The following is an 18930-nucleotide window of genomic DNA, read 5'->3' on the forward strand; positions in this document are numbered from 1 at the left end:
GCGTTGATATGCTGTCGAGACTGGGAGAGTCCGGCCTTGCCAGGGGGTGCCAGCCACAGCCCTGGCCGCGAGTCAGGATCCTCCGGTATCCGCAGGCGTTTGCGCACGACCCTCGTGTCTACAGGATCTCCCGCCCATGCAATGCTCAATCGGATTCTTCAACCAGATGCCCACGGCGGTGCTGTTCATCACCGTCGGCCTTGGCTACGCCATTGGCAAGCTTCGCGTCGGCCCGATCGTGCTCGGCGGTGTCTGCGGCACGCTGATCGTGGCGCTGCTTGTCGGGCAGACCGGGTGCCAGATGCACGGCGAGTTGAAGGACGTTGCCTTCGCGCTCTTCATCTTCGCGATGGGATATTCGGGCGGCCCGCAGTTCTTCGCGAACTTGAACCGCTCCAGCCTGCGGTTCATGGTCCTGCCGCTCATCGAAGCGTTCGTGGTACTGGCAATCGTGCTGGTGGCCGTGCGAATGCTGGATCTGGACCCTGGCACGGCGGCGGGTCTCGCAGCCGGCGCGGCGACGGAATCCGCAGTGGTCGGCACGGCTGCGGAGGCGCTCAAGCATCTGAACCTGGTCCCGACGGAACTGGCCCGGATGCAATCGAACATCGCCACGGCCTATACGCTGACTTACCTCGTCGGCCTGATCAGCATCGTGTTCTTCACCAGCCAGGTGGCTCCCTTCCTGCTTCGCTTCAACCTGCGCGAGGCATCGAGCGAACTGGCCAAGGAACTGCAGGCCGCGTCCGACGATGACGTCGCCACGCAGCCGGTGCTGCCCCGCCTGGTGGGACGTGCTCACCGCGTGGAACATGCGGCCGGCCTGACCGTGCGCCAACTGGAAGCCGCGCTTGGCGGGCGGACACTGGTGATGGGGCTGGTGCGCGACGGCAAGCTCATGGAGTCGGTGCCGGATCTGACCATAAAACGGGACGACATCGTGGCGCTGATCGGCGTGCGCGACAAACTCGTCTCGGCTCGCGAGGTGATTGGCCAGGAGGTGTCGTTGCCGCTGAGCCAGTCCGACGTGCTGCGGCTCGAAGAGCATCAGGTGATCGTCAACAATCCCGCTGTCAATGGCCGCTCGCTGGCCGAACTCGGCCGGGAAGCCGCCCAGCAACATCTTCGCTACGTCTGGGTCCAGCAGATCGTTCGATCCGGCATGAGCCTGCCGATCACGCCCGCCACACGCCTGCAGCATGGCGACCGGGTAAGCCTGGTGGGCGTGGAACCGACACTGACCTCAGCGGCCCGCAACCTGGGCAGGGATCTACGCACCACCGATACCACCGAACTCGTCTTCCTGTGCGCGGGCATCCTGATTGGCCTCTTGATCGGCAGCGTCACCCTGAAGGCAGCCGGCATCCCGATCTCGCTCGGCAGCGGCGGCGGCGCGCTGCTCAGCGGTCTTGTCTTCGGCTGGATCAATTTCAAACGGCCCGGCGTGGGCGACATGCCAAGCGCCGCGGTCCAGTTGCTGAAAGACCTGGGACTGGCGATGTTCGTGGCCTGCGTCGGCTTGTCTGCCGGACCTGATGCCGTCACGCTGATTCGCGAGCATGGCGCCGTGTTGCCGCTCGTCGGCCTGGCCGTGTCGCTGACGCCGGCATGCATGTCACTCTGGATCGGCCACAAATTCCTGAAAATCCAGGGGCCACTGCTGGTCGGCGCCATCGCGGGGCAGCACGTCAGCACGCCGGCGATCAGCGCCGTGCTGGCCGCCAGCCAGAGTTCGGTCCCGCTGCTCGGCTACACGGTGACGTATGCCATCGCCAACGTGATGCTGCCGGTGCTTGGGCCAATCATCGTGGCCCTCGCATATCGCGTTGGCGGCATGTGATCGATAACGGGCGTGTTGCTGCCCTCAGGTGGAGCATCATTCCGGAGGCTGATGCGTGCGCTCAGCCGCTGCCCCGGAACGGAATCAGCAGACCGTCACACCTTCCGGACGAACTCCGATTTCAGGCTCATGGCGCCAAAGCCGTCGATCTTGCAGTCGATATCGTGATCGCCGTCGACCAGGCGGATGTTCTTCACCTTGGTACCCATCTTGATCGTGCCGGCGGATCCCTTCAGCTTGAGATCCTTGATAACGGTGACGGTATCCCCGTCCTGCAGCACGTTGCCCGCCGAATCACGATGAACCCGGACTTCCGCTTCGGCCGGTGCGGACGCCTGCGCCGACCATTCATGCGCGCATTCCGGGCAGATAAAGAGGCCGCCATCCTCGTAGGTGTACTCGGAATGACAGTTCGGGCAGGCGGGCAATGCGCTCATGGGGAATCCTGAGTGGCGTGACAAAGGCGGGAAGTATACCGCGCCGCCCAACCTCCCTCCCGGCCAGCGCTCTCCGAACGGGAGTACCCATGATGGCTACCGTCCGATACAACACGGATCACCGTATCGGACGTATATTGCCGGCTCCCGCAACGTCTCTGTCCCGTTCACTCGCGGGGCCCGTCAGCCGCGCTCTCTCACAAGATGAAGACCACCCGCATCGACGCGACCACTTTGTTCCTGCTGACATTCCCGCCGCTGGCCTGGGCCGGAAATGCCATCGTCGGACGCCTCGCCGCGGGCACCGTGCCACCGATCACGCTGAATCTCGTGCGCTGGATCATCGCGGCATTGCTGCTGGCCCCCTACGCGTGGCGGGGCGTCATGACGCATCGCGCCGCGCTGCGACAGCATCTCGCCATGCTCGCCACCATGGGCCTGTTGTCGATCGCCAGCTATAACGCGTTCCAGTATCTGGCGCTCACCACCTCCACGCCGATCAACGTCACCCTGATCGGCGCATCCACCCCGCTCTTCCTGCTGCTGATCGGCGCCTGCTTTTTCCACGAGCGCTTCCGGCCGTGGCAGGTGGCGGGCGCCCTGCTCTGCCTGCTGGGCGTGTCGTTCGTGCTGATGCGCGGCGAGCCCGATCGCCTGGCCCATCTCGAATTCGTGCCCGGCGACCTGTACATGCTCGCCGCGACGATCACCTGGAGTTTCTACACCTGGCTACTGCGCAAGCACCGCCCCGACCTGCCTCTGCCGGTACTTCTGCTTGCGCAGATCGTGGCAGGCGTCATCGCCAGCATTCCCGTCGCCGCGTGGGAACTCGGCCGGCTGACGGAACCCCTGGAGTGGAACAGCAAGGTCGCGTGGATCCTGCTGTATGTGGGCACCGTGCCGTCGCTACTGGCGTATTTCGTCTGGGATCGCGCCATCTCGCGCGCTGGGGCGCAATTGCCGGTTTTCTTCATCACCCTCACGCCGCTATTCGCGGCCGTGCTTTCCACCGTTCTGCTGGGCGAGTCGCCGCATTGGTATCACGGGGTGGGCCTTGTTTGTATCGGGGCGGGGATCTGGTTGGCGCAGCGGCGGTAGGGGGATTGGGAGCGCCACATCTGCTCGGCCATTCCCACCATGTCGGCTAAGCCGACAGCACCTGCGGATTGCCACTCCGCCGCCAACTCTCCGCCTGCCGCTCCAGATGCACGCGGATGAAATCCATCAGCGTGCGGGTCGCCAGCGTCGGGTAGCGATTCGATGCCGTCAGCATGTAAACGCTGTCCCCCACGCCCTCCGCCTCGCATTCGGCTAGCACCTCGCGGACCTGTCCTGTCTGGAGTTGACGCCAGACGGCATAGCGCGGCAGCAGTGCCACGCCAAGACCTCCAATCATCGATTCCAGCAGAAACGGATAGTCGCCGGACTGGATACGTGGTGACACGCGCAAGGTCGTCGGGGTGCCTGCCATCCACACCTTGAGCGTGAAGCGTCGGCCCAGCGATGCGGGCGCGATCATGTCGCAGCTCTCCAGGTCGGCCACGCTCAGGATCGGGCCACGGCTGTCCAGGAAAGACGGCGTCGCGCACAGGCACCAGCCGACGTCGCAGATGCGTCGCGCCACGTGATCATCTGGCGGTTGGGACGTGATCTTCAGCGCCATGTCGACCTCGGCGGAAATCAGGTCGCCGATGTTGTCGTTGATGACCACGCGCAGCGAAATCTGTGGGTAGATGCGGGCGAACTCCAGCAGCAGCGGCGTCAGGTAGAGATGACCGAGCCCGGTCGGCAGACGGATACGCACGTCGCCACGCACCACCGTGCCGAGGCTGTCGATCGCGGTCTTGGCCGATTGCAGTTCGTCGAGCATCCGCAGTGCGTGGGCATAGAGCAGTTGCCCGGCCTCCGTCAGCTCGACGTGCCGGGTTGTCCTGCGCATCAACTGGGCACCGAGGTGCTGTTCGAGCACCTTCAGACGGCGGGACACATTGGAGCGGGTCATGCCACTGCGCTCGGCAGCCGCCGTCAACGTGCGCGACTCCACCATCGTCACGAACAGCCGTACTAGGTTGAGATCCAAGCTATTGTCAATCATGAGTCAACACCACTGGCACAAAACGACGGATTGTCACGGCGGAGGCGTAACCCTAGCATAGGCATCACGCTAAATCATGCCGAACCGCCCATGCCGAATGCCCTTGCCCCCACCCATCCAACCGATGACGGCCTGCTCGATCTGCCTTTTGCCGGCCTGCGTGTGCTGGACATCAGCCAGGGCATCGCCGGCCCGTACTGCGCGCATATCCTCTGGCAGCAGGGCGCGGAGATCATCAAGGTCGAGCCGCCGTCCGGAGACTGGGGGCGCAAAGTCGGGGTCGTGCGCGGTGATACGAGCGCGCTGAGCATTGCGTACAACGGCGGCAAACGCAGCATCTGCGTGGACGCCACGGTCGAAGCTGGCAAGGATGTCCTGCGCCAGCTGGCGCTGCAGGCCGACGTGGTGGTGCAGAACTTTCGCCCGCAGGTAGTGGATCGGCTTGGCGTGGGCCATGCCGCGCTGGCGGCGCTGCGCCCCGAGCTGGTCTATGTCTCGATCAGCGGCTACGGTCCGGATGGCCCCTACGCCGACTACCCGGCGTCCGACTCGGTGATGCAGGCTGACAGCGGGTTGATGTTCGCGAACCGTGGCGTCGACGGAACACCCCGCCGCATCGGCATGTTGCTGGCGGACGCCGCCACCGGCCTCTACGCGGCCCAGGCATGCGCTGCTGCCTTGTGCCGGCGGTACCGCACCGGGCGGGGCGCTCATGTCGAACTGAATCTGTTCGAGGCCTGCTGCGCGCTGCAGGCCAACAATCTCCTCGAGCACGCCATCGCGGGCCAGGCCGTTGCCGGCCCGGTCAGCGCGCCCAACGGGGTCTTTGCCACCCGTGACGGCAGTGTGACTCTGCTGGCCCTGAACGATGCGCAGTTCGCCAAGCTCTGTCACGCCCTCGACCGCGACGACTGGCTGGCTGACCCGCGCTTCGTCAACAACGCCAGTCGCATGGAACACGCGGCGCTGCTGAACCGGCAGGTCGGCGACATCATCGTCACGCGCACTACCAGTGCGTGGCAGGAACAGTTGAGCCGGCACGACGTGCTTCACGCCCCGGTCCGCGGCTATGCCGATGTGCTGCAGCACCCGCAGGCGGCGCACCGGCAGACATTCCAGTCTATCGAGCAACCGGGGCTGGGCGCTCTGCCCTTCGCCGGGATCCCGGCCCGGGCCATGCGGCGGCCCGCCGGGCCAGCCCCTGAGAATGGCGAACACACGGTGCAGTTGCTGCAGGAAGCCGGTTTCGGCAGCCACGCCATCGACGAATGGCTGCGGCTAGGCGTGGTGCGACAGGCAACGGTCACGTCGGCGAAGGCGATGGCATGATGAAGGCGCTCGTATGCAAGCAGTTCGGCGGCGTCGAGGATGTGGAACTCGCGACCGTGTCCGAACCCGCCCTGGCCGACCCCCATGCGGTCACGATCGAAGTGGAGTTCGCCAGCGTCAGCCATGCCACCGGCCTGATGATCGCTGGCCAGTATCAGCGCCGCCCGCCGCTGCCATTCGTGCCCGGCACGGAAGCGGTGGGACGCGTGGTGGCCTGCGGCAAGGCCGTCACACGGCTGCGCCCAGGTGACCGGGTCGTAGCCATTGCCAACTGGGGCTGCTACGCGGAGCGATTCACGGTACCTGAGTACACCGTCTACCCTGTCCCCGACTCGCTGCCGCCGAAGGTCGCGCTGCCGATCCCGCTCTCGTACGGCACCGCCTATTGCGGCCTGGTCTGGCGTTGCGCGCTGACGCCGCAGGACACCCTGCTGGTGCTCGGCGCTGGCGCTGGCGTCGGACTCGCGGCGGTGGAGATCGGGCGGCAACTTGGGGCGACCGTGGTTGCCTGCGCCAGCACCGAGGCAAAACGCGCCGACGCGCTGCGCCGCGGGGCCACGCACGCGGTTGCGCCCCAGGACCTCGCCGCTCAAGTCAAGGCACTTACCGGTGGCCGTGGCGCGGATGTGGTGGTGGACCCGGTCGGCGGCGACCTGTTCGGCCAGGCGCTGCGCGCCGCAGCGCCGAACGCGCGCATTCTCAGCATTGGCTTTGCCAGCGGGTCCATCCCGCAGGCGCCGGTAAATCTGCTGCTGGTCAAGAACCTGACGCTGCACGGCTTCTTCTTCGGCCGATACATCGGCTGGACGCCGTCCGACGAGCGCGCCGAGCACGCCCCGGCGTTGCAGCAGGTCATGTCCACCCTGTTTCAGTGGGCTGCGGAAGGGAAGCTGGAGCCGACCGTGTCCGCTGTCTATCCGATCACCGGCCTGGGGGACGCCCTCGCCGCGCTGGAATCCCGCAAGGTTGTTGGCAAGGTGGCAATAAAAATCAAGGAGACAGAGACATGAATCATCCATCTACAAAGACGCCGGCATGGTCACGGCTGCATGTTGCGCTGGCAGTCGTGGGAACGGCCTTCGCCATGCTGCCCGCCGTTGGGTCCGCGCAGACGTTTCCACAACATCCGGTGCGTATGGTCTTGCCCTACCCCGCCGGCGGACCGACCGACCTGCTCGCGCGGGTGGTCGCGGTCAAGATGGGCGAGAGCATGGGCCAGAGCGTCGTCGTCGACAACAAGCCGGGGGCCAGCGGCATGATCGGCGCGGAAGCGGTCGCACGCGCCACGCCCGATGGCTACACGATCCTGGCCAATGCCTCGCTGCACGTGATCAACCCGAGCATCTACTCCAAGATGCGCTACGACGCGTTCAAGGACTTCGTTCCGATCACGCAACTGGCCGAGGTGCCGCTTGTACTGGTGGTCAACAACGATTCGCCGGTCAGGACCGTGCAGGACCTGATCGCGTACGCCAAGCGCCAGGGTGGCGCGCTCAACTTCGGCTCGGCCGGTAATGCATCGGCACAGCAACTGGCTGGCGAATCATTCAAGCTGGCGGCCAAGGTGCCGATGCAGCATGTGCCGTACAAAGGCAGCGCGCCGGCATTGACCGACCTGATGGGCGGGCAGATCCAGCTGATGTTCGATTCGATGCCGTCGGCCATGCCGTTTATCAAGTCGGGCAAGCTGCGTGCCGTGGCGGTGACCACCGCGCACCGCGCCAGCGCCCTGCCAGACGTGCCCACCGTCGCCGAATCGGGCCTGCCGGGCTTCGACATCAGCACGTGGTATGGCCTGTGGGCGCCGCGCGGCACGCCGGCTCCGATCGTCGAAAAGCTGGCGGCGAATGCCGCTGCCGCGCTGAAGCGCCCTGACGTGCGCCAGCAGTACGCCGACATGGGCGCCGAACCCGTCGGGTCCTCGCCGGCGGATTTCGCGCGGTACAACGTCTCCGAGGGCAAGAAGTGGGCGGAGATCGTGCATCGCTCCGGCGCGAAGGCCGACGAATGATTCCAATCGGCATATTTCGCCGAGGCCAAAAAAATACCCGCTGCCGGGTGGAGCGGGTACTCAAAGTGGTATGGACAAGTCGCGGAATTCGTCCATGTCAGCATCGTGGCAGCGACTTTACGCGTTGCCAATAATCTTTCCGGACTACCCCAAATGCGGGGCAACGCCGGAAAGACAGCCGGGGGGTAAGCATCATGGACAAGCACGCTGGAATCGAGTCCAATCGTCCTTGTCTGTCGCCCCCCGCACTTTCTCATGTCGCAAGCCCGGCTTCTGTTGATCGATGACCACACGCTGTTCCGCACCGGACTGAAGCTATTGCTGGCCGCCAGCCCGAACGTCGCGTCGATCATGGAGGCGGGATCGGTCATGGAGGCCACCGAGGCGCATGGCGACAAGCCGGTCGATATCCTGTTGCTGGATATCCAGATGCCTGGGCTGAATGGCATCGAGGGCATCAAGGTGCTCCGTCGGCATTTCTCCCGCGCCCCGATCGTGATCGTCTCCGGCACGTCGGGCATCGACGCGATTCCCGACGAGGCACGCAAGGAAGTCGCTGGTTTCTTGCCGAAATCCGCCGACCCGCGCGAGATCGAGGAAGCGATTGCCTGCTGCCTGGCGGGCGGCACGTACTTCCAGACCGAACAGCCCGGCGACCGCCTCCCCCACACCCGGGCCTACAAGCCCAGCCAGCTCACGCCGCGCCAGCTCGAGGTCCTGAACCAGCTCAATCTGGGGCGTTCGAACAAGGTCATCGCCTATCACCTCGGCCTGTCGGAAAACACCGTACGCGTGCACGTGGCGGCGATTCTCGACCACCTCGGCGTGGTCAGCCGCGTGGAAGCCATTCTCGAAGCCCAGCGCCGCGGTCTGGTGCAGGCACAACGCTGACGCACGCCCGGCATGTGGTCCTCCGTGCTGCCTCACTATGACGAGCCGCGCCTGCTTGCGGCGCAGATGGAGCTGATCGACCAGAGCTTCGGCATCGCGATGCTTGGCTGCTCGCTTGCGGCGATCATCCTGGCAGTCGGCCTGACGGTCACGGGTGGACACCCCGGCGCCATGCCATGGGCCGCGGCGATGGTCGTGCTCTGCGCCATCGCCCATTTCGGCCGGCTGGCCGTGCCCGATCGTCTGACCGAGGCGCGCGCGGGACGTTACGCGCGCGCCATGACCGTCATGCTAGTGCTGATCGGCAGCCTGTGGGGACTGGTGGCCTGGCTCTACCTAGATATCCGGTCGCCCGCCGTGGTGATCTGCGTGCTGTCGCTGATTGCCGGCATGAGCGCGGCGGCGCTGGCGATCTTCTCGGCCTGTCTGCCGGTGGCCATCGGTTTCTTCATTCCCGCGATCCTGCCCGTATGGATCGTATTCCTGCTCACGCATGACATTGCCTACCTGCCGATGTTCTTTGGTACGCCGCTGTATCTGGTGGTGCTGCTGATCTTCGCGCGCAACTACTCGCGCGTGGCGTGTCATTCGATTGCGCTGCGCTTCGAGAATGTCGAACTGATCTCGCAGCTACGCGACCAGACCGCGCGCGCCGGACAGGCTTTGCGCGAGGCCGAGAACGCAAATCGCGCCAAATCGGTGTTCCTGGCATCGGCCAGCCATGACCTGCGCCAGCCCCTCCATGCGCTGGGCCTGTTTCTCGTGTCACTCGGGCGCACGCCGCTGGATGCGCACCAGCGCCAGTTGCTGGACCACATCGAGGCGTCGTCCGGCGCGGCGCGGGAGATGCTCAACACGCTGCTCGATTTCTCGAAGCTCGAGGCAGGTGTGATCACCGCGCGACCGCGCCCGTTCAGGCTGCAGCCGATGCTGCACAAGCTCGAGAACGAGTTCGCGCCGCAGGCGAATGCGCGTGGACTGGTCTATCGCACCCGCGATACCACGGCTACGCTGTTTGGCGACCCGGCGCTGGTCGAACTGATCCTGCGTAACCTGATCGCCAACGCGATCCGCTACACGCATACCGGCGGCGTGCTGATCGCCTGCCGGCCCCGGCGCTTCCATGCTTCGATCGAGGTCTGGGATACCGGCATCGGTATTCCCATCGCGCAGCACCGCGAGATCTTTCGCGAGTTTCACCAGCTCGGCAACCCGGAGCGCGACCAGCGCAAGGGGCTTGGGCTAGGTCTGGCTATCGTCGACGGGTTGGCACGCACGATGCAGACCCGCGTAACGCTGGATTCGATACCGGAACGCGGCTCGGTATTCCGTCTGCAACTGCCACTGGCCTGGGCCGCGCCCGAGGAAGTCACGTTCCCAGGCAGCGTGATCCGCCTGGATGGCCTGCGCGTGCTTGTCATCGACGACGATCCGGCAATCCGCCAGGCAATGGCCGAACTGCTGGCGGCCTGGGATTGCGACTGCCGGCCCGCCGAATCCGAGGACGAGGCGCTGGGCCTGCTCGGCACCTTCACCCCCGACCTGATCCTGGCCGACTACCGGCTGCGTGGCCATCGCAACGGCCACGAAGCCATTGCGGCGATCCGCGAGCGCACCAGCCAGGCGCTGCCGGCCATCATCATCACCGGCGATACGGCGGCGGATCAGCTTCGCAACGTTCACGCGGGTGGCACCGCGCTGCTCCACAAGCCCGTGGTCCCGGGCGAACTCCATTCGGCCATTGGCGCCCTGCTCCGGGGCTCCGAATGGTATCGGGTCCAACAATAAGCATCAGCCACATTCATGCATTCAAAGCATGAATAGATCAATCCTATTAATTGGACTTAGGTCTGGCGGCCCACCACACTGCAAGGCACTGCGGGCCTGATTCCCTCGGCCAACGCGCACGTCATTTCAAACCATGACTCAAGCGAGGAGCCTTCCATGACCGCCACACGCCCCGACTTGCCGAAGCACGATCTGCTGATCGACGGCAAGCGGCTGCCCCCCGGCAGCGGTGAGTATTCCACCGACATCAACCCCGCCACCGAAGAACCCATCGCGCTGGTGGCGCAAGGCAGCGCCGCCGACGTCGACACCGCCGTGCTGGCCGCCCGCGCGGCACTCAAGAGCTGGGCGGGCATGCGCGCCGCCGATCGCGGCCGCATCCTCAACCGGTTCGCTGACCTGCTGGAAGCCCACGCCGAGGAACTGATCACGCTGGAGAGCCTGGATGCCGGCAAGCCGCTGGCGGCTGTACGTCGACAGGATCTGCCGGCCGTTGTCGACACTGTGCGGTATTACGCGGGCTGGTGCGACAAGATCCACGGCGCGGTGATTCCAACGCGGCCGGACGCGCTGACCTACACGGTGCGCGAGCCTGTCGGCGTCGTCGCCGCCATCATCCCGTGGAATTTCCCGCTGATGATCGGCATGTGGAAGATCGCCCCCGCGCTGGCCTGCGGTTGCACGCTGATCGTGAAGCCCGCCGAGATTACGCCACTGACGGCCCTGCGCGTGGCCGAATTGGCGCTGGAGGCCGGCGTGCCGCCGGGGGTCTTCAACGTCGTCACCGGCAAGGGCAGCGTGGTGGGCAATGCGCTGGTTGCCCACCCGGGAATCGACAAGGTGACGTTCACGGGATCGCCCGGGGTCGGACGCGGGATCATGCAGGGCGCGGCCGCCAACTTCAAGCGCGTCACACTGGAACTAGGCGGAAAGTCCGCCAACGTGATCTTTGCCGATGCCGACATCGATGCGGCCACGCGTGCCGCGGCATCCGGAATCTTTTTCAACTCGGGGCAGGTCTGCTCGGCCGGGTCACGCATCCTCGCGCAGCGCAAGGTGTACGACGAAGTGGTGGAAAGGCTGACTACCCGCGCCCGCGCGATACGGGTCGGCGATCCGGCCTCGCCGGACACGACGATGGGCCCCGTGGTCTCGGCGGCGCAGATGAAGACCGTGCTCGACTATGTGGAAATCGGCAAGCGCGAAGGCGCCAGCGCGGTGACCGGCGGCGCGCGCATCGGCCAGCGCGGCTTCTTCGTCGAGCCAACCGTGTTCGCGAACGTCGAGCATGAAATGCGGATCTCGCAGGAAGAGATCTTTGGCCCGGTGGCCAGTGTGATTCCGTTCGAAGACGAGGCCGATGCCGTGCGCATCGCCAATGGCACCGCGTTCAGCCTGGCCGCAGGGGTATGGAGCGCGGACATCGCGCGCGTGCACAAGGTAGCCGGGGAATTACGGGCGGGAACGGTGTGGATCAACACGTACGGCTATACCGACGTGCGTCTGCCCTGGGGCGGCGCCGGCGACTCCGGACTCGGCCGTGAGCACGGTGACGCCGCCATCGAGAACTTCACGGAACCGAAGGCAATCTGGCTTTCGCTGCGATAAGACGAGCGCTGACACAGCAGCGCACGCCGCAGTGGCGCACAAGTAGCGCGTGCGCATGACGCATCCCCGCCCGATTCACATGGGCGGGGATTTTGTCGCAGATACGCGGCTGTCAGCCAATCATCCGCATTGGCAACAGCGAGTAGACGACCGTGAGCACGCCGACCACCGCCGGCGAAACATACTTCAGCGCGATGCTCTGCGACTGCACGCCAAGATAGGCGTACATGCAGATCAGCAGCATGGCGCAAACGAAGACGAGGCCGTCATAGACTTGCATGGATGTCTCCCAGAGTTCGTTCTTCGACTACTTCTGTGAAGGCGGGCCTGCACGTGGGGGGAGCCCGTCTCTACTGCCCAACGCAATCTATTGAGGCCATGGTCGCGCTTGTCGCCCTGGGGCGACAATCATGGTAATCCCTTCGTTTCTGGCATTTTTCGATGTTGCGGCGCGGCACTTCGTGGCGCCGGAATCACCGCTTTCCGCGTCGGGAAAAGTCAAGGAGGAATTGTGCGGGCGCGCAGCGGCGACAGTTCGCCCGGTGTGGCGTGACCGATATCAAACAGCATCCGTCGCGACATGCCTAGAATCAAACGTAGCCTTGCCCATCCATTGATCCATCGCAGGAGAGTTGCCAATGTTTCCGGAATATCGCGAACAGATTTCCATGCTCAAGGTGCATGACGCCCATTTCGCCCGGCTGTTCGACATGCACAACGATCTGGACCAGAAGATCTTGAACATGGAGGCGGGTCTCGACCCCGCCACTCCGCTGGAGATCGAGAGACTGAAGAAGGAAAAACTGCGGATCAAGGACGAGCTCTACGCCATTCTGCGCAAGACGCGCCCTTGATATTGATCTGACACCTCGGATCCAAAAACCATAAAGAACAAAGCGGGAAGGCAGTATCTGCTTTCCCGCTTTTACGTTCCCTGCCAGCCGCTCAACGGCCGCCCACTCAAAGGCCGTCGGCTCAAGGACCGCCCATCAACGCTGGCCGAAGTGCGCGTCCTTGAACAGCTTTTCCAGCCCGCGCGGCTGCGAGCGCCAATACTGCTTCGGCGCGTTGACGCTGGCGCCAAGCTTGGCCGCCGCGTGCCACGGCCAGCGCGGGTCGTACAGCATGGCGCGGGCGATCGAGATAATGTCCGCCTCATTGTTGGCGATGATCGCTTCGGCCTGTTCGGCTTCGGTGATCAGCCCGACCGCCATCGTCGGCAACCCTACCTCCGCCTTGACGCGTTGCGCGTAAGGCACCTGGTATCCCGGGCCAATCTTGATGGCCTGCTGCGGCGACACGCCGCCCGTGCTCACATGCACCGCCGCACTGCCACGCGCCTTCAGTTCGTGCGATAGCGCGATCGTCCCCTCGATGTCCCATCCATTCGGCACCCAGTCGGTGGCGGAAACGCGCATCCAGACCGGACGTTCCGCAGGAAACGCCTCTCGCACGGCGTCGAACACTTCCAGCGGGAAGCGCATCCGGTTCTCGAGGCTGCCACCGTATTCGTCCGTACGGTGATTGGCGATGGGCGAAAGAAACTGGTGCAGCAGATAGCCGTGGGCGCCATGCACTTCGATGCCTTCGATACCCAGGCGAGCCGCGCGCTTGGCAGCCGCGACAAAGTCGTCGCGAATCTTCTTCATACCGGCCTTGTCGAGCGCGGCCGGCGGGACTTCTCCCGCCGCATGCGGCACTGCCGACGGCGCGCAGGTCTGCCAGCCTCGCGGCTGGTCGGGCCGAATTTGGCCACCGCCGTCCCACGGCGCTTCGCTCGATGCCTTGCGGCCAGCATGGGCAAGCTGGATGGTCACCGCGAAGGGCGAATGGTTGCGCACGGCGCCAAGCACACGGCCCAGCGCAGCTTCGTTGGCATCGTTGTACAGGCCAAGGTCGGTCGGCGTGATGCGGCCTTCAGGCGAAACCGCGGTGGCTTCGATGATGAGCAGGCCCGCTCCGGACAGCGCCATCTGGCCCAGGTGAATCATGTGCCAGTCGGTGGCATTGCCTTCCTGTGCCGAGTACTGGCACATCGGCGCGATGGCGATGCGGTTGGCAAGCTCGAGATTGCCGATCCGGTACGGATCGAAGAGATGAGGCATGAGGGCCATCCTTGCGGGGTGTTCTGGTCCGGGCGATTGTAGTCGCCGCTGAAAAACCCTGCTGACCCTGCCGGCGGCATGGGATACGGCCCTGGCCGCCCCCATATCACCTTATGCCGCCGGCATCCTGCTACGTCACTGGGCTACGTCACTGGCTCAGTTTGGTTACGCTCAGTTGCGGATCCGCCGCGATGGCCTGCTCCGAGAACGGCAGCGAAATCCAGCGCTTGGCCGAGAACTGCCGCATCTGGTCCCAGGCATGGGGCGAAGCCGGGTCGATCGACTGGCCGTAGACCAGCAGCGCCTGCGCCACCGGCCCATTGGCATCGAAACCCACGGTCTGCACATAGCTCGTTCCGAAGAACACCTTCAGGCCATCGGCCGACACCGGCTGGCTCTGGAGCTTGTTCAGCACGCCCTCGTACTCCTCCCCACCGTGCAGCGGAATCAGGCCGTTGGGCGACTTCGCGGCCTGCACCTCGCCAAGCGGGGCATCCAGCGCGAAGCCAGCCTTGCGCATGGCCCCCACGGCATCCTTGAGCGCCTTCAGCACGGCCGTGTTCACCGTAGCGTCCTGCATGCGCAGGCCACGCGGCGTGTTAACCGGATCGGCAGGATTGAAGGCGATGGCATACACGTTCGGAATGACGTGCGCGCGCATCCAGAACTCGCGGAACAGCGGCGCGGCCCGGCTTTCCAGATTGCTGCGGCGATCCCACTTGCCCAGCGCCGTGCACCCGTCACGCAGATCGCTGTCGCCCTGAACAGCCTTGGTGCGGCAGGCCCGCAACAGGTCGTCCAGCACAAGCTCGGCAGCCAGATTGCGATCTCGGAACAGCACCGTCTGCAGGTTCTGGATGTCGAAGCGGTTGCCCGGCAGGCCGTCCACACCGTTCAGGCGCTTGCCGATCTCCATCAAGCCAACACGCGTGCGCAAGCGCTGCGGCACCGCCTGCGGCCCGAGCACCGGAGAAAAGCCCTCCATCTTCTGCGCGGGATTCGCCAGCCACGAGCTGTCATTGCTGTTGGCCACGAAGTCGTCGCGTTCCAGCACCGGCATGGCCGATGGCGGGACCAGACCAGGCACCGGCGACGCCGGATCGGCAGTCCAGTTGCAGACACCGCGCGAGCCGTCCAGCAGCACCATACCCGTGCCGGCCATCAGCTTCTTCGCCAGCACGGCACCGTCGCCGGCCGGCGCGCAGCTTTCCAGCATCGAGGTCGAGACATTGGGGGTGACCGAGACGTCGGCAAACATCGCGCGGCCCGAACGGTCGGTGGCAATCGTGTTGACCCACGGAATGCCCAGGTTGCCGATCGCGGTGCGGATCTCGCCCACGTTATGCGCCCGCGCGATATCGAGCCACGTGTCGATCGAGCGCGTGTTGTTCTGGTTGGCGTCCCGCAGCGTGTACGCCTTCTGCGCCGTCCACGGCAGCCCTGCCTGCGGCATGGCCACGACCGGACCGTACTCGGTCATGTAGAACGTATGCGAACGCTGCACGGTACGGCCATCGGCCAGCTTTGCCGCATAGCTGACCGTCTTGGTGGTCATCTTGCGCGGCTTGCCGTCGATCAGGTAGGTGGTCGGATCCCCATCGGCCAGCTTCAGTTCGAACAGCGTGAAGCGACGCGCCGTGGAAACGGTGTGCGTCCAGGCCACGTCCTTGTTGAAGCCGATGCTGATGATCGGGAACGAGGCAATCGACGCGCCCATGACGTCGAGCTTGCCTGGCACCGTCAGGTGCGCCTGATAGAAGCGGTTGGTGGTCGTCCAGGGGAAGTGCGGGTTGCCAAGCAGCAGGCCGGAACCATCTGCCGTGGCCGCCTTGCCGAACGCCCAGCCATTGCTGCCGATCGGCGGATCGAGCAGCTGCAGGTCGCGGTTCACCGCCTCGAAATCGATCGCGGCGATATCGATGCGTGCGGGTAGCGCGGCGGACTTGGTGACCTGTGGCGGCGCAGCCGCGACGATGCCGGCCGCTAGCGCGCCGGCGCTGGCCTGGATACTCTTCTCCTCGGCAAGCCGCGCCATGTCGAGTGCTGTGATCGGGCGCACCCACGCCGCATCGCGGCAGGCGGCCGGGCGCTTCGACGGCGGCGTATCGCGCAGGTAACGGTTGTAGCCGGCGATATAGCCACGCAGCAGTTCATGCGCTTCGGGCGATTGCCTTGCCGCGCTGGCCTGCAAGGCATCGTCGTCGAGAATGGCGCGGAAGAACGCATCGGCGTCCGCATTGCGCATCGGCTTGAAGGACACCTCGGTGGTGCCGTCCGGCCCGAACGTCGCCGAACGCTCGCCGCTGACCGTCACCACCTGGCTGGCCATCAGGCAGACGTTGTCCTGCGCATAGGCGTACGCCATGCCGAAGGCGACGCTGGCGTAGTCGTTGGCGCGGATGTGGGGAATGCCGTAGGACGTGCGGCGGATTTCGGCGCTAAGGCCCTGCTCGCTCCAGTTACCGTTGCCAGTGGCGCAACCGCTCAAGGCCGCAGCCGCCAGCGTAGCCGTGCCAAGCACGACCGCGCCGCGCGCAATGCGTGGGGTCATCTGTCTCTCTCCTGTTTGCTTTGTTGTCGTCATGGCTGCGGCGGGCAATTTCGCGCGCCGCAAGCCACCGGCAATGGTCAGGCAAACCGGGGGATGACAGATAGAGCCTATCCCGCCAGATGGCGTGCCGATACCGCCACCATTACCGCCATCATTACCACCACCATCAGCGGCCTGACGACACGTGCGGGAGAAAAGCGCTCAGAACTTGGGAATGCGGAGGGTCTTCGAGATCATCAGCGAGCCCGACAGCACGAATAGCAACGCCATCGGATGCAGCGTGCCGGGACCAATCTCCCACGCGCCGCCGACCAGCGCATCGCCGATCCGGCCCTGGGACGCGCACCAGGCCAGCACACCGGTCAGCACAACGCTGGTCGGAATCGGTGTGCCCTCGAAGTATTTGACTTTGCCGGTACCCTCGGCCATCGACTCGGCAGTGACATTGAATCGGGCAAGGCGGCTCACACCGCAGCAGACGAAGTAGATCAGCGCCGCCAGATCCCAACCGCCGCGCATGCCGGCCGCAAACGCCAGCGTGGCCGGGCCGACGCCGAACGAGATGATGTCGGAGAGCGAGTCGAGCTCGCGGCCAAGCGCGGAATGCGCGTGGCGCCAGCGGGCAATGCGTCCGTCGAGCACATCGAAGATGAACGCGGCGGGCGCCAGCGCCGCGGCGATATAGAAGGTCCTGAGCGAAGGCTCCGCCACGAAGAACATGGCGAAGAACACCGAACCCATGCCGCACGCCGCGTTGGCCAGCGTGAAGAAATCGGCCAGTTGCAGATCGCGCAGCATCGAGAAATGCCGGGGGCGCGGTTGAGGCGTCGACATGGAATCGGTCCGGTTGAAGCAGTGATCAGATAACGGTATTGACGTGATGCACCTGCGGCGGCGCGACGAAACAGTCGCCCACGAGCTTGCGCCAGGTCTGGAAGTCGTCCGATTCGCGGAAATGGACCATATGGTCTTCCACGGTCTCCCACGCCACCACCAGCGTGTAACGCGACGGCTCCTCGATCGAACGCTGCAGGTTCAGGCCGTGGCAGCCGCGGGCGCGCAGGAACAACGGTTTGGCTTGCGCCACGCCGGCCTCGAACTGGGCTTCCATGCCGGGCTTGATGGTGATCTGGGCGATTTCGTGAATCATGATGGGTCTCTTCTCAGGTTCTTCGTCGACAGGAGTCTGATACGGTGCGCGGCGCCGGCGTGCGCCGCATGGCGTCTACCTTAGCAGATTCGCATGGCTGGCTCAGCCACTGACCTTGTGCCGGGCCAAGCCCTGCGCAAGATAAACGACCACCAGCGCATTCGCAATGGCCAGGCCGCCGTGCAGCCATGTGGGATGCCGGATCGCCTCGTAGAGCTCCACCGGAATATAGATGCCGCCGGACCAGACACCGATCCAGTTGCCCCACGCCAGCCCCCGCCACAAGCCGTAGGCTTCGGCAAACCGCATCAGCGCGTAGACGAACGCGGACCCGCCGATGGCCCAGAGACGGCCATCGCCGGGATTCGCCAGCAAGGACAGGAAAATGGTGGGATAGTGGCTGGCCGGATTGATGTGTATCCGCCGGATGATGGTCTCGGCGATTTCCTGCGCATCATGGTGCAGCAGCGCCATCAGGCCGACACCGGCCAGGATGACGAGCGCCCCCTTGGCGGCTTCGAACAGTGCAATACCCTTGAGCCCCAGTGGCGATCCGGAGTGAGCCATGGCGGAATCGATGAAATATGCGAAGCCGCCATTGTGCTGTCATCCGGGCGGCGGCGCTAGCGTCCGCCCTGCCGTTCGACCATTGGTCCGTTCGCGTTGATATTGCCGGCGGCCTCCAGGGCGCCATTCACGGTCAGGGGGCCGTTGACGTAGAGGTCGCCGTGCACCGCCATTGGCCCCTGCACGGTCAGCGGGCCATGGAACACCTTGAGCAGGCCCTGGGAGGAAGGGCGGGAATACCCGCCAGGCGAGGCAAACCAGTCGGCGGTGAGCGGACCGTTGGCGAAGACGTTACCGTCAACGCGGAGCGTCCCCATGATGGTGGCCGGCCCTTCGACCCGCGCCGATCCCCCAACGATGATCGGGCCAGTGTTCGCCGGCTGCGCGTCGGCGGGCCATGACACCGTCATGCCAAAGGCAATGGCGACGGTGACAATAGTGACCGCCATCGCAAGCGGATACGTGCCTGTAAGTGATCTCGTTCGATGTCGCATATCGGCCCTCCAAACGAAAGCTGGCGCGACGTTTCCAGTGTAGTGCTCCGGAAACGCCACGCCA

At 65.0% G+C, this 18930-nt stretch carries 18 protein-coding genes; 9 read left to right on the forward strand and 9 right to left on the reverse strand.

Annotated features, from left to right (window positions below; genetic code table 11):
* The first annotated feature begins 136 nt into the window (after window positions 1-136).
* Complete coding sequence (aspT, locus tag WD006_RS12690) at window positions 137-1840, forward strand: aspartate-alanine antiporter (RefSeq protein ID WP_011519272.1); 1704 nt, start codon at window positions 137-139, stop codon at window positions 1838-1840.
* Window positions 1841-1935: 95 nt separating this feature from the next.
* Here aspT and WD006_RS12695 read toward each other — a convergent pair whose 3' ends face one another.
* Window positions 1936-2277, reverse strand: coding sequence for a zinc ribbon domain-containing protein YjdM (locus WD006_RS12695; protein WP_008641427.1), 342 nt, complete (start codon window positions 2275-2277; stop codon window positions 1936-1938).
* 204 nt (window positions 2278-2481) lie between these two features.
* Between WD006_RS12695 and WD006_RS12700 the strand changes: the two genes are divergently transcribed.
* Complete coding sequence (locus tag WD006_RS12700; RefSeq protein ID WP_029306386.1) at window positions 2482-3375, forward strand: DMT family transporter; 894 nt, start codon at window positions 2482-2484, stop codon at window positions 3373-3375.
* Window positions 3376-3421: 46 nt separating this feature from the next.
* Here WD006_RS12700 and WD006_RS12705 read toward each other — a convergent pair whose 3' ends face one another.
* Complete coding sequence (locus tag WD006_RS12705) at window positions 3422-4372, reverse strand: LysR family transcriptional regulator (protein ID WP_029306387.1); 951 nt, start codon at window positions 4370-4372, stop codon at window positions 3422-3424.
* 90 nt (window positions 4373-4462) lie between these two features.
* Between WD006_RS12705 and WD006_RS12710 the strand changes: the two genes are divergently transcribed.
* The 6 genes from WD006_RS12710 to WD006_RS12735 all read left to right on the forward strand — a co-directional run bounded on the left by WD006_RS12710 (window position 4463) and on the right by WD006_RS12735 (window position 11999).
* Entirely contained in the window at window positions 4463-5701 is a 1239-nt protein-coding gene (locus tag WD006_RS12710; RefSeq protein ID WP_029306388.1) for a CaiB/BaiF CoA transferase family protein, read from the forward strand.
* Complete coding sequence (locus WD006_RS12715) at window positions 5701-6711, forward strand: NADPH:quinone oxidoreductase family protein (protein WP_029306389.1); 1011 nt, start codon at window positions 5701-5703, stop codon at window positions 6709-6711. The genes WD006_RS12710 and WD006_RS12715 overlap by 1 nt, the downstream gene beginning before the upstream one ends.
* Window positions 6708-7712 carry a Bug family tripartite tricarboxylate transporter substrate binding protein gene (locus WD006_RS12720; protein WP_029306390.1) on the forward strand — a complete coding sequence of 335 codons (1005 nt, stop codon included), beginning with the start codon at window positions 6708-6710 and terminating at the stop codon, window positions 7710-7712. The genes WD006_RS12715 and WD006_RS12720 overlap by 4 nt, the downstream gene beginning before the upstream one ends.
* A gap of 255 nt (window positions 7713-7967) precedes the next feature.
* Window positions 7968-8603, forward strand: coding sequence for a response regulator (locus WD006_RS12725; RefSeq protein WP_011519279.1), 636 nt, complete (start codon window positions 7968-7970; stop codon window positions 8601-8603).
* A gap of 12 nt (window positions 8604-8615) precedes the next feature.
* Complete coding sequence (locus WD006_RS12730) at window positions 8616-10391, forward strand: ATP-binding response regulator (protein WP_011519280.1); 1776 nt, start codon at window positions 8616-8618, stop codon at window positions 10389-10391.
* Window positions 10392-10547: 156 nt separating this feature from the next.
* Window positions 10548-11999 carry an aldehyde dehydrogenase family protein gene (locus WD006_RS12735; protein ID WP_029306391.1) on the forward strand — a complete coding sequence of 484 codons (1452 nt, stop codon included), beginning with the start codon at window positions 10548-10550 and terminating at the stop codon, window positions 11997-11999.
* 112 nt (window positions 12000-12111) lie between these two features.
* Here WD006_RS12735 and WD006_RS12740 read toward each other — a convergent pair whose 3' ends face one another.
* A complete protein-coding gene (locus tag WD006_RS12740) occupies window positions 12112-12279 on the reverse strand; it encodes a hypothetical protein (RefSeq protein ID WP_008641438.1) in 168 nt (55 codons plus the stop codon).
* A gap of 358 nt (window positions 12280-12637) precedes the next feature.
* Between WD006_RS12740 and WD006_RS12745 the strand changes: the two genes are divergently transcribed.
* On the forward strand, window positions 12638-12853 hold the full coding sequence (locus tag WD006_RS12745; RefSeq protein WP_008641439.1) for a YdcH family protein: 216 nt from the start codon (window positions 12638-12640) through the stop codon (window positions 12851-12853).
* Window positions 12854-12988: 135 nt separating this feature from the next.
* Here WD006_RS12745 and WD006_RS12750 read toward each other — a convergent pair whose 3' ends face one another.
* The 6 genes from WD006_RS12750 to WD006_RS12775 all read right to left on the reverse strand — a co-directional run bounded on the left by WD006_RS12750 (window position 12989) and on the right by WD006_RS12775 (window position 18821).
* A complete protein-coding gene (locus WD006_RS12750) occupies window positions 12989-14104 on the reverse strand; it encodes an NADH:flavin oxidoreductase/NADH oxidase (protein ID WP_375199007.1) in 1116 nt (371 codons plus the stop codon).
* 148 nt (window positions 14105-14252) lie between these two features.
* Window positions 14253-16655, reverse strand: coding sequence for an acylase (locus WD006_RS12755; RefSeq protein WP_029306393.1), 2403 nt, complete (start codon window positions 16653-16655; stop codon window positions 14253-14255).
* A gap of 201 nt (window positions 16656-16856) precedes the next feature.
* Complete coding sequence (locus WD006_RS12760; RefSeq protein ID WP_011519284.1) at window positions 16857-17489, reverse strand: CDP-alcohol phosphatidyltransferase family protein; 633 nt, start codon at window positions 17487-17489, stop codon at window positions 16857-16859.
* A 25-nt stretch (window positions 17490-17514) separates the two neighbouring features.
* Window positions 17515-17805, reverse strand: coding sequence for an antibiotic biosynthesis monooxygenase family protein (locus tag WD006_RS12765; protein ID WP_008641446.1), 291 nt, complete (start codon window positions 17803-17805; stop codon window positions 17515-17517).
* Window positions 17806-17907: 102 nt separating this feature from the next.
* Window positions 17908-18372 (reverse strand): DUF2127 domain-containing protein, encoded by a 465-nt coding sequence (locus tag WD006_RS12770; protein ID WP_011519285.1) that lies wholly within the window; start codon window positions 18370-18372, stop codon window positions 17908-17910.
* 56 nt (window positions 18373-18428) lie between these two features.
* Window positions 18429-18821, reverse strand: a complete 393-nt coding sequence (locus WD006_RS12775) for a hypothetical protein (protein ID WP_035822421.1) — start codon at window positions 18819-18821, stop codon at window positions 18429-18431.
* Window positions 18822-18930 lie beyond the last annotated feature (109 nt).

The organism is Cupriavidus sp. Met-2 (genome assembly GCF_049843575.1).
Lineage (GTDB): Bacteria > Pseudomonadota > Gammaproteobacteria > Burkholderiales > Burkholderiaceae > Cupriavidus > Cupriavidus metallidurans.

What these genes read in the sequence shown, in the direction of transcription:
- aspT (WP_011519272.1), top strand. Translation starts at nt 137, where the DNA reads ATGCAATGCTCAATCGGATTCTTCAACCAGATGCCCACGGCGGTGCTG.
- WD006_RS12695 (WP_008641427.1), bottom strand. Translation starts at nt 2,277, where the DNA reads ATGAGCGCATTGCCCGCCTGCCCGAACTGTCATTCCGAGTACACCTAC.
- WD006_RS12700 (WP_029306386.1), top strand. Translation starts at nt 2,482, where the DNA reads ATGAAGACCACCCGCATCGACGCGACCACTTTGTTCCTGCTGACATTC.
- WD006_RS12705 (WP_029306387.1), bottom strand. Translation starts at nt 4,372, where the DNA reads ATGATTGACAATAGCTTGGATCTCAACCTAGTACGGCTGTTCGTGACG.
- WD006_RS12710 (WP_029306388.1), top strand. Translation starts at nt 4,463, where the DNA reads ATGCCGAATGCCCTTGCCCCCACCCATCCAACCGATGACGGCCTGCTC.
- WD006_RS12715 (WP_029306389.1), top strand. Translation starts at nt 5,701, where the DNA reads ATGAAGGCGCTCGTATGCAAGCAGTTCGGCGGCGTCGAGGATGTGGAA.
- WD006_RS12720 (WP_029306390.1), top strand. Translation starts at nt 6,708, where the DNA reads ATGAATCATCCATCTACAAAGACGCCGGCATGGTCACGGCTGCATGTT.
- WD006_RS12725 (WP_011519279.1), top strand. Translation starts at nt 7,968, where the DNA reads ATGTCGCAAGCCCGGCTTCTGTTGATCGATGACCACACGCTGTTCCGC.
- WD006_RS12730 (WP_011519280.1), top strand. Translation starts at nt 8,616, where the DNA reads ATGTGGTCCTCCGTGCTGCCTCACTATGACGAGCCGCGCCTGCTTGCG.
- WD006_RS12735 (WP_029306391.1), top strand. Translation starts at nt 10,548, where the DNA reads ATGACCGCCACACGCCCCGACTTGCCGAAGCACGATCTGCTGATCGAC.
- WD006_RS12740 (WP_008641438.1), bottom strand. Translation starts at nt 12,279, where the DNA reads ATGCAAGTCTATGACGGCCTCGTCTTCGTTTGCGCCATGCTGCTGATC.
- WD006_RS12745 (WP_008641439.1), top strand. Translation starts at nt 12,638, where the DNA reads ATGTTTCCGGAATATCGCGAACAGATTTCCATGCTCAAGGTGCATGAC.
- WD006_RS12750 (WP_375199007.1), bottom strand. Translation starts at nt 14,104, where the DNA reads ATGCCTCATCTCTTCGATCCGTACCGGATCGGCAATCTCGAGCTTGCC.
- WD006_RS12755 (WP_029306393.1), bottom strand. Translation starts at nt 16,655, where the DNA reads ATGACCCCACGCATTGCGCGCGGCGCGGTCGTGCTTGGCACGGCTACG.
- WD006_RS12760 (WP_011519284.1), bottom strand. Translation starts at nt 17,489, where the DNA reads ATGTCGACGCCTCAACCGCGCCCCCGGCATTTCTCGATGCTGCGCGAT.
- WD006_RS12765 (WP_008641446.1), bottom strand. Translation starts at nt 17,805, where the DNA reads ATGATTCACGAAATCGCCCAGATCACCATCAAGCCCGGCATGGAAGCC.
- WD006_RS12770 (WP_011519285.1), bottom strand. Translation starts at nt 18,372, where the DNA reads ATGGCTCACTCCGGATCGCCACTGGGGCTCAAGGGTATTGCACTGTTC.
- WD006_RS12775 (WP_035822421.1), bottom strand. Translation starts at nt 18,821, where the DNA reads ATGGCGGTCACTATTGTCACCGTCGCCATTGCCTTTGGCATGACGGTG.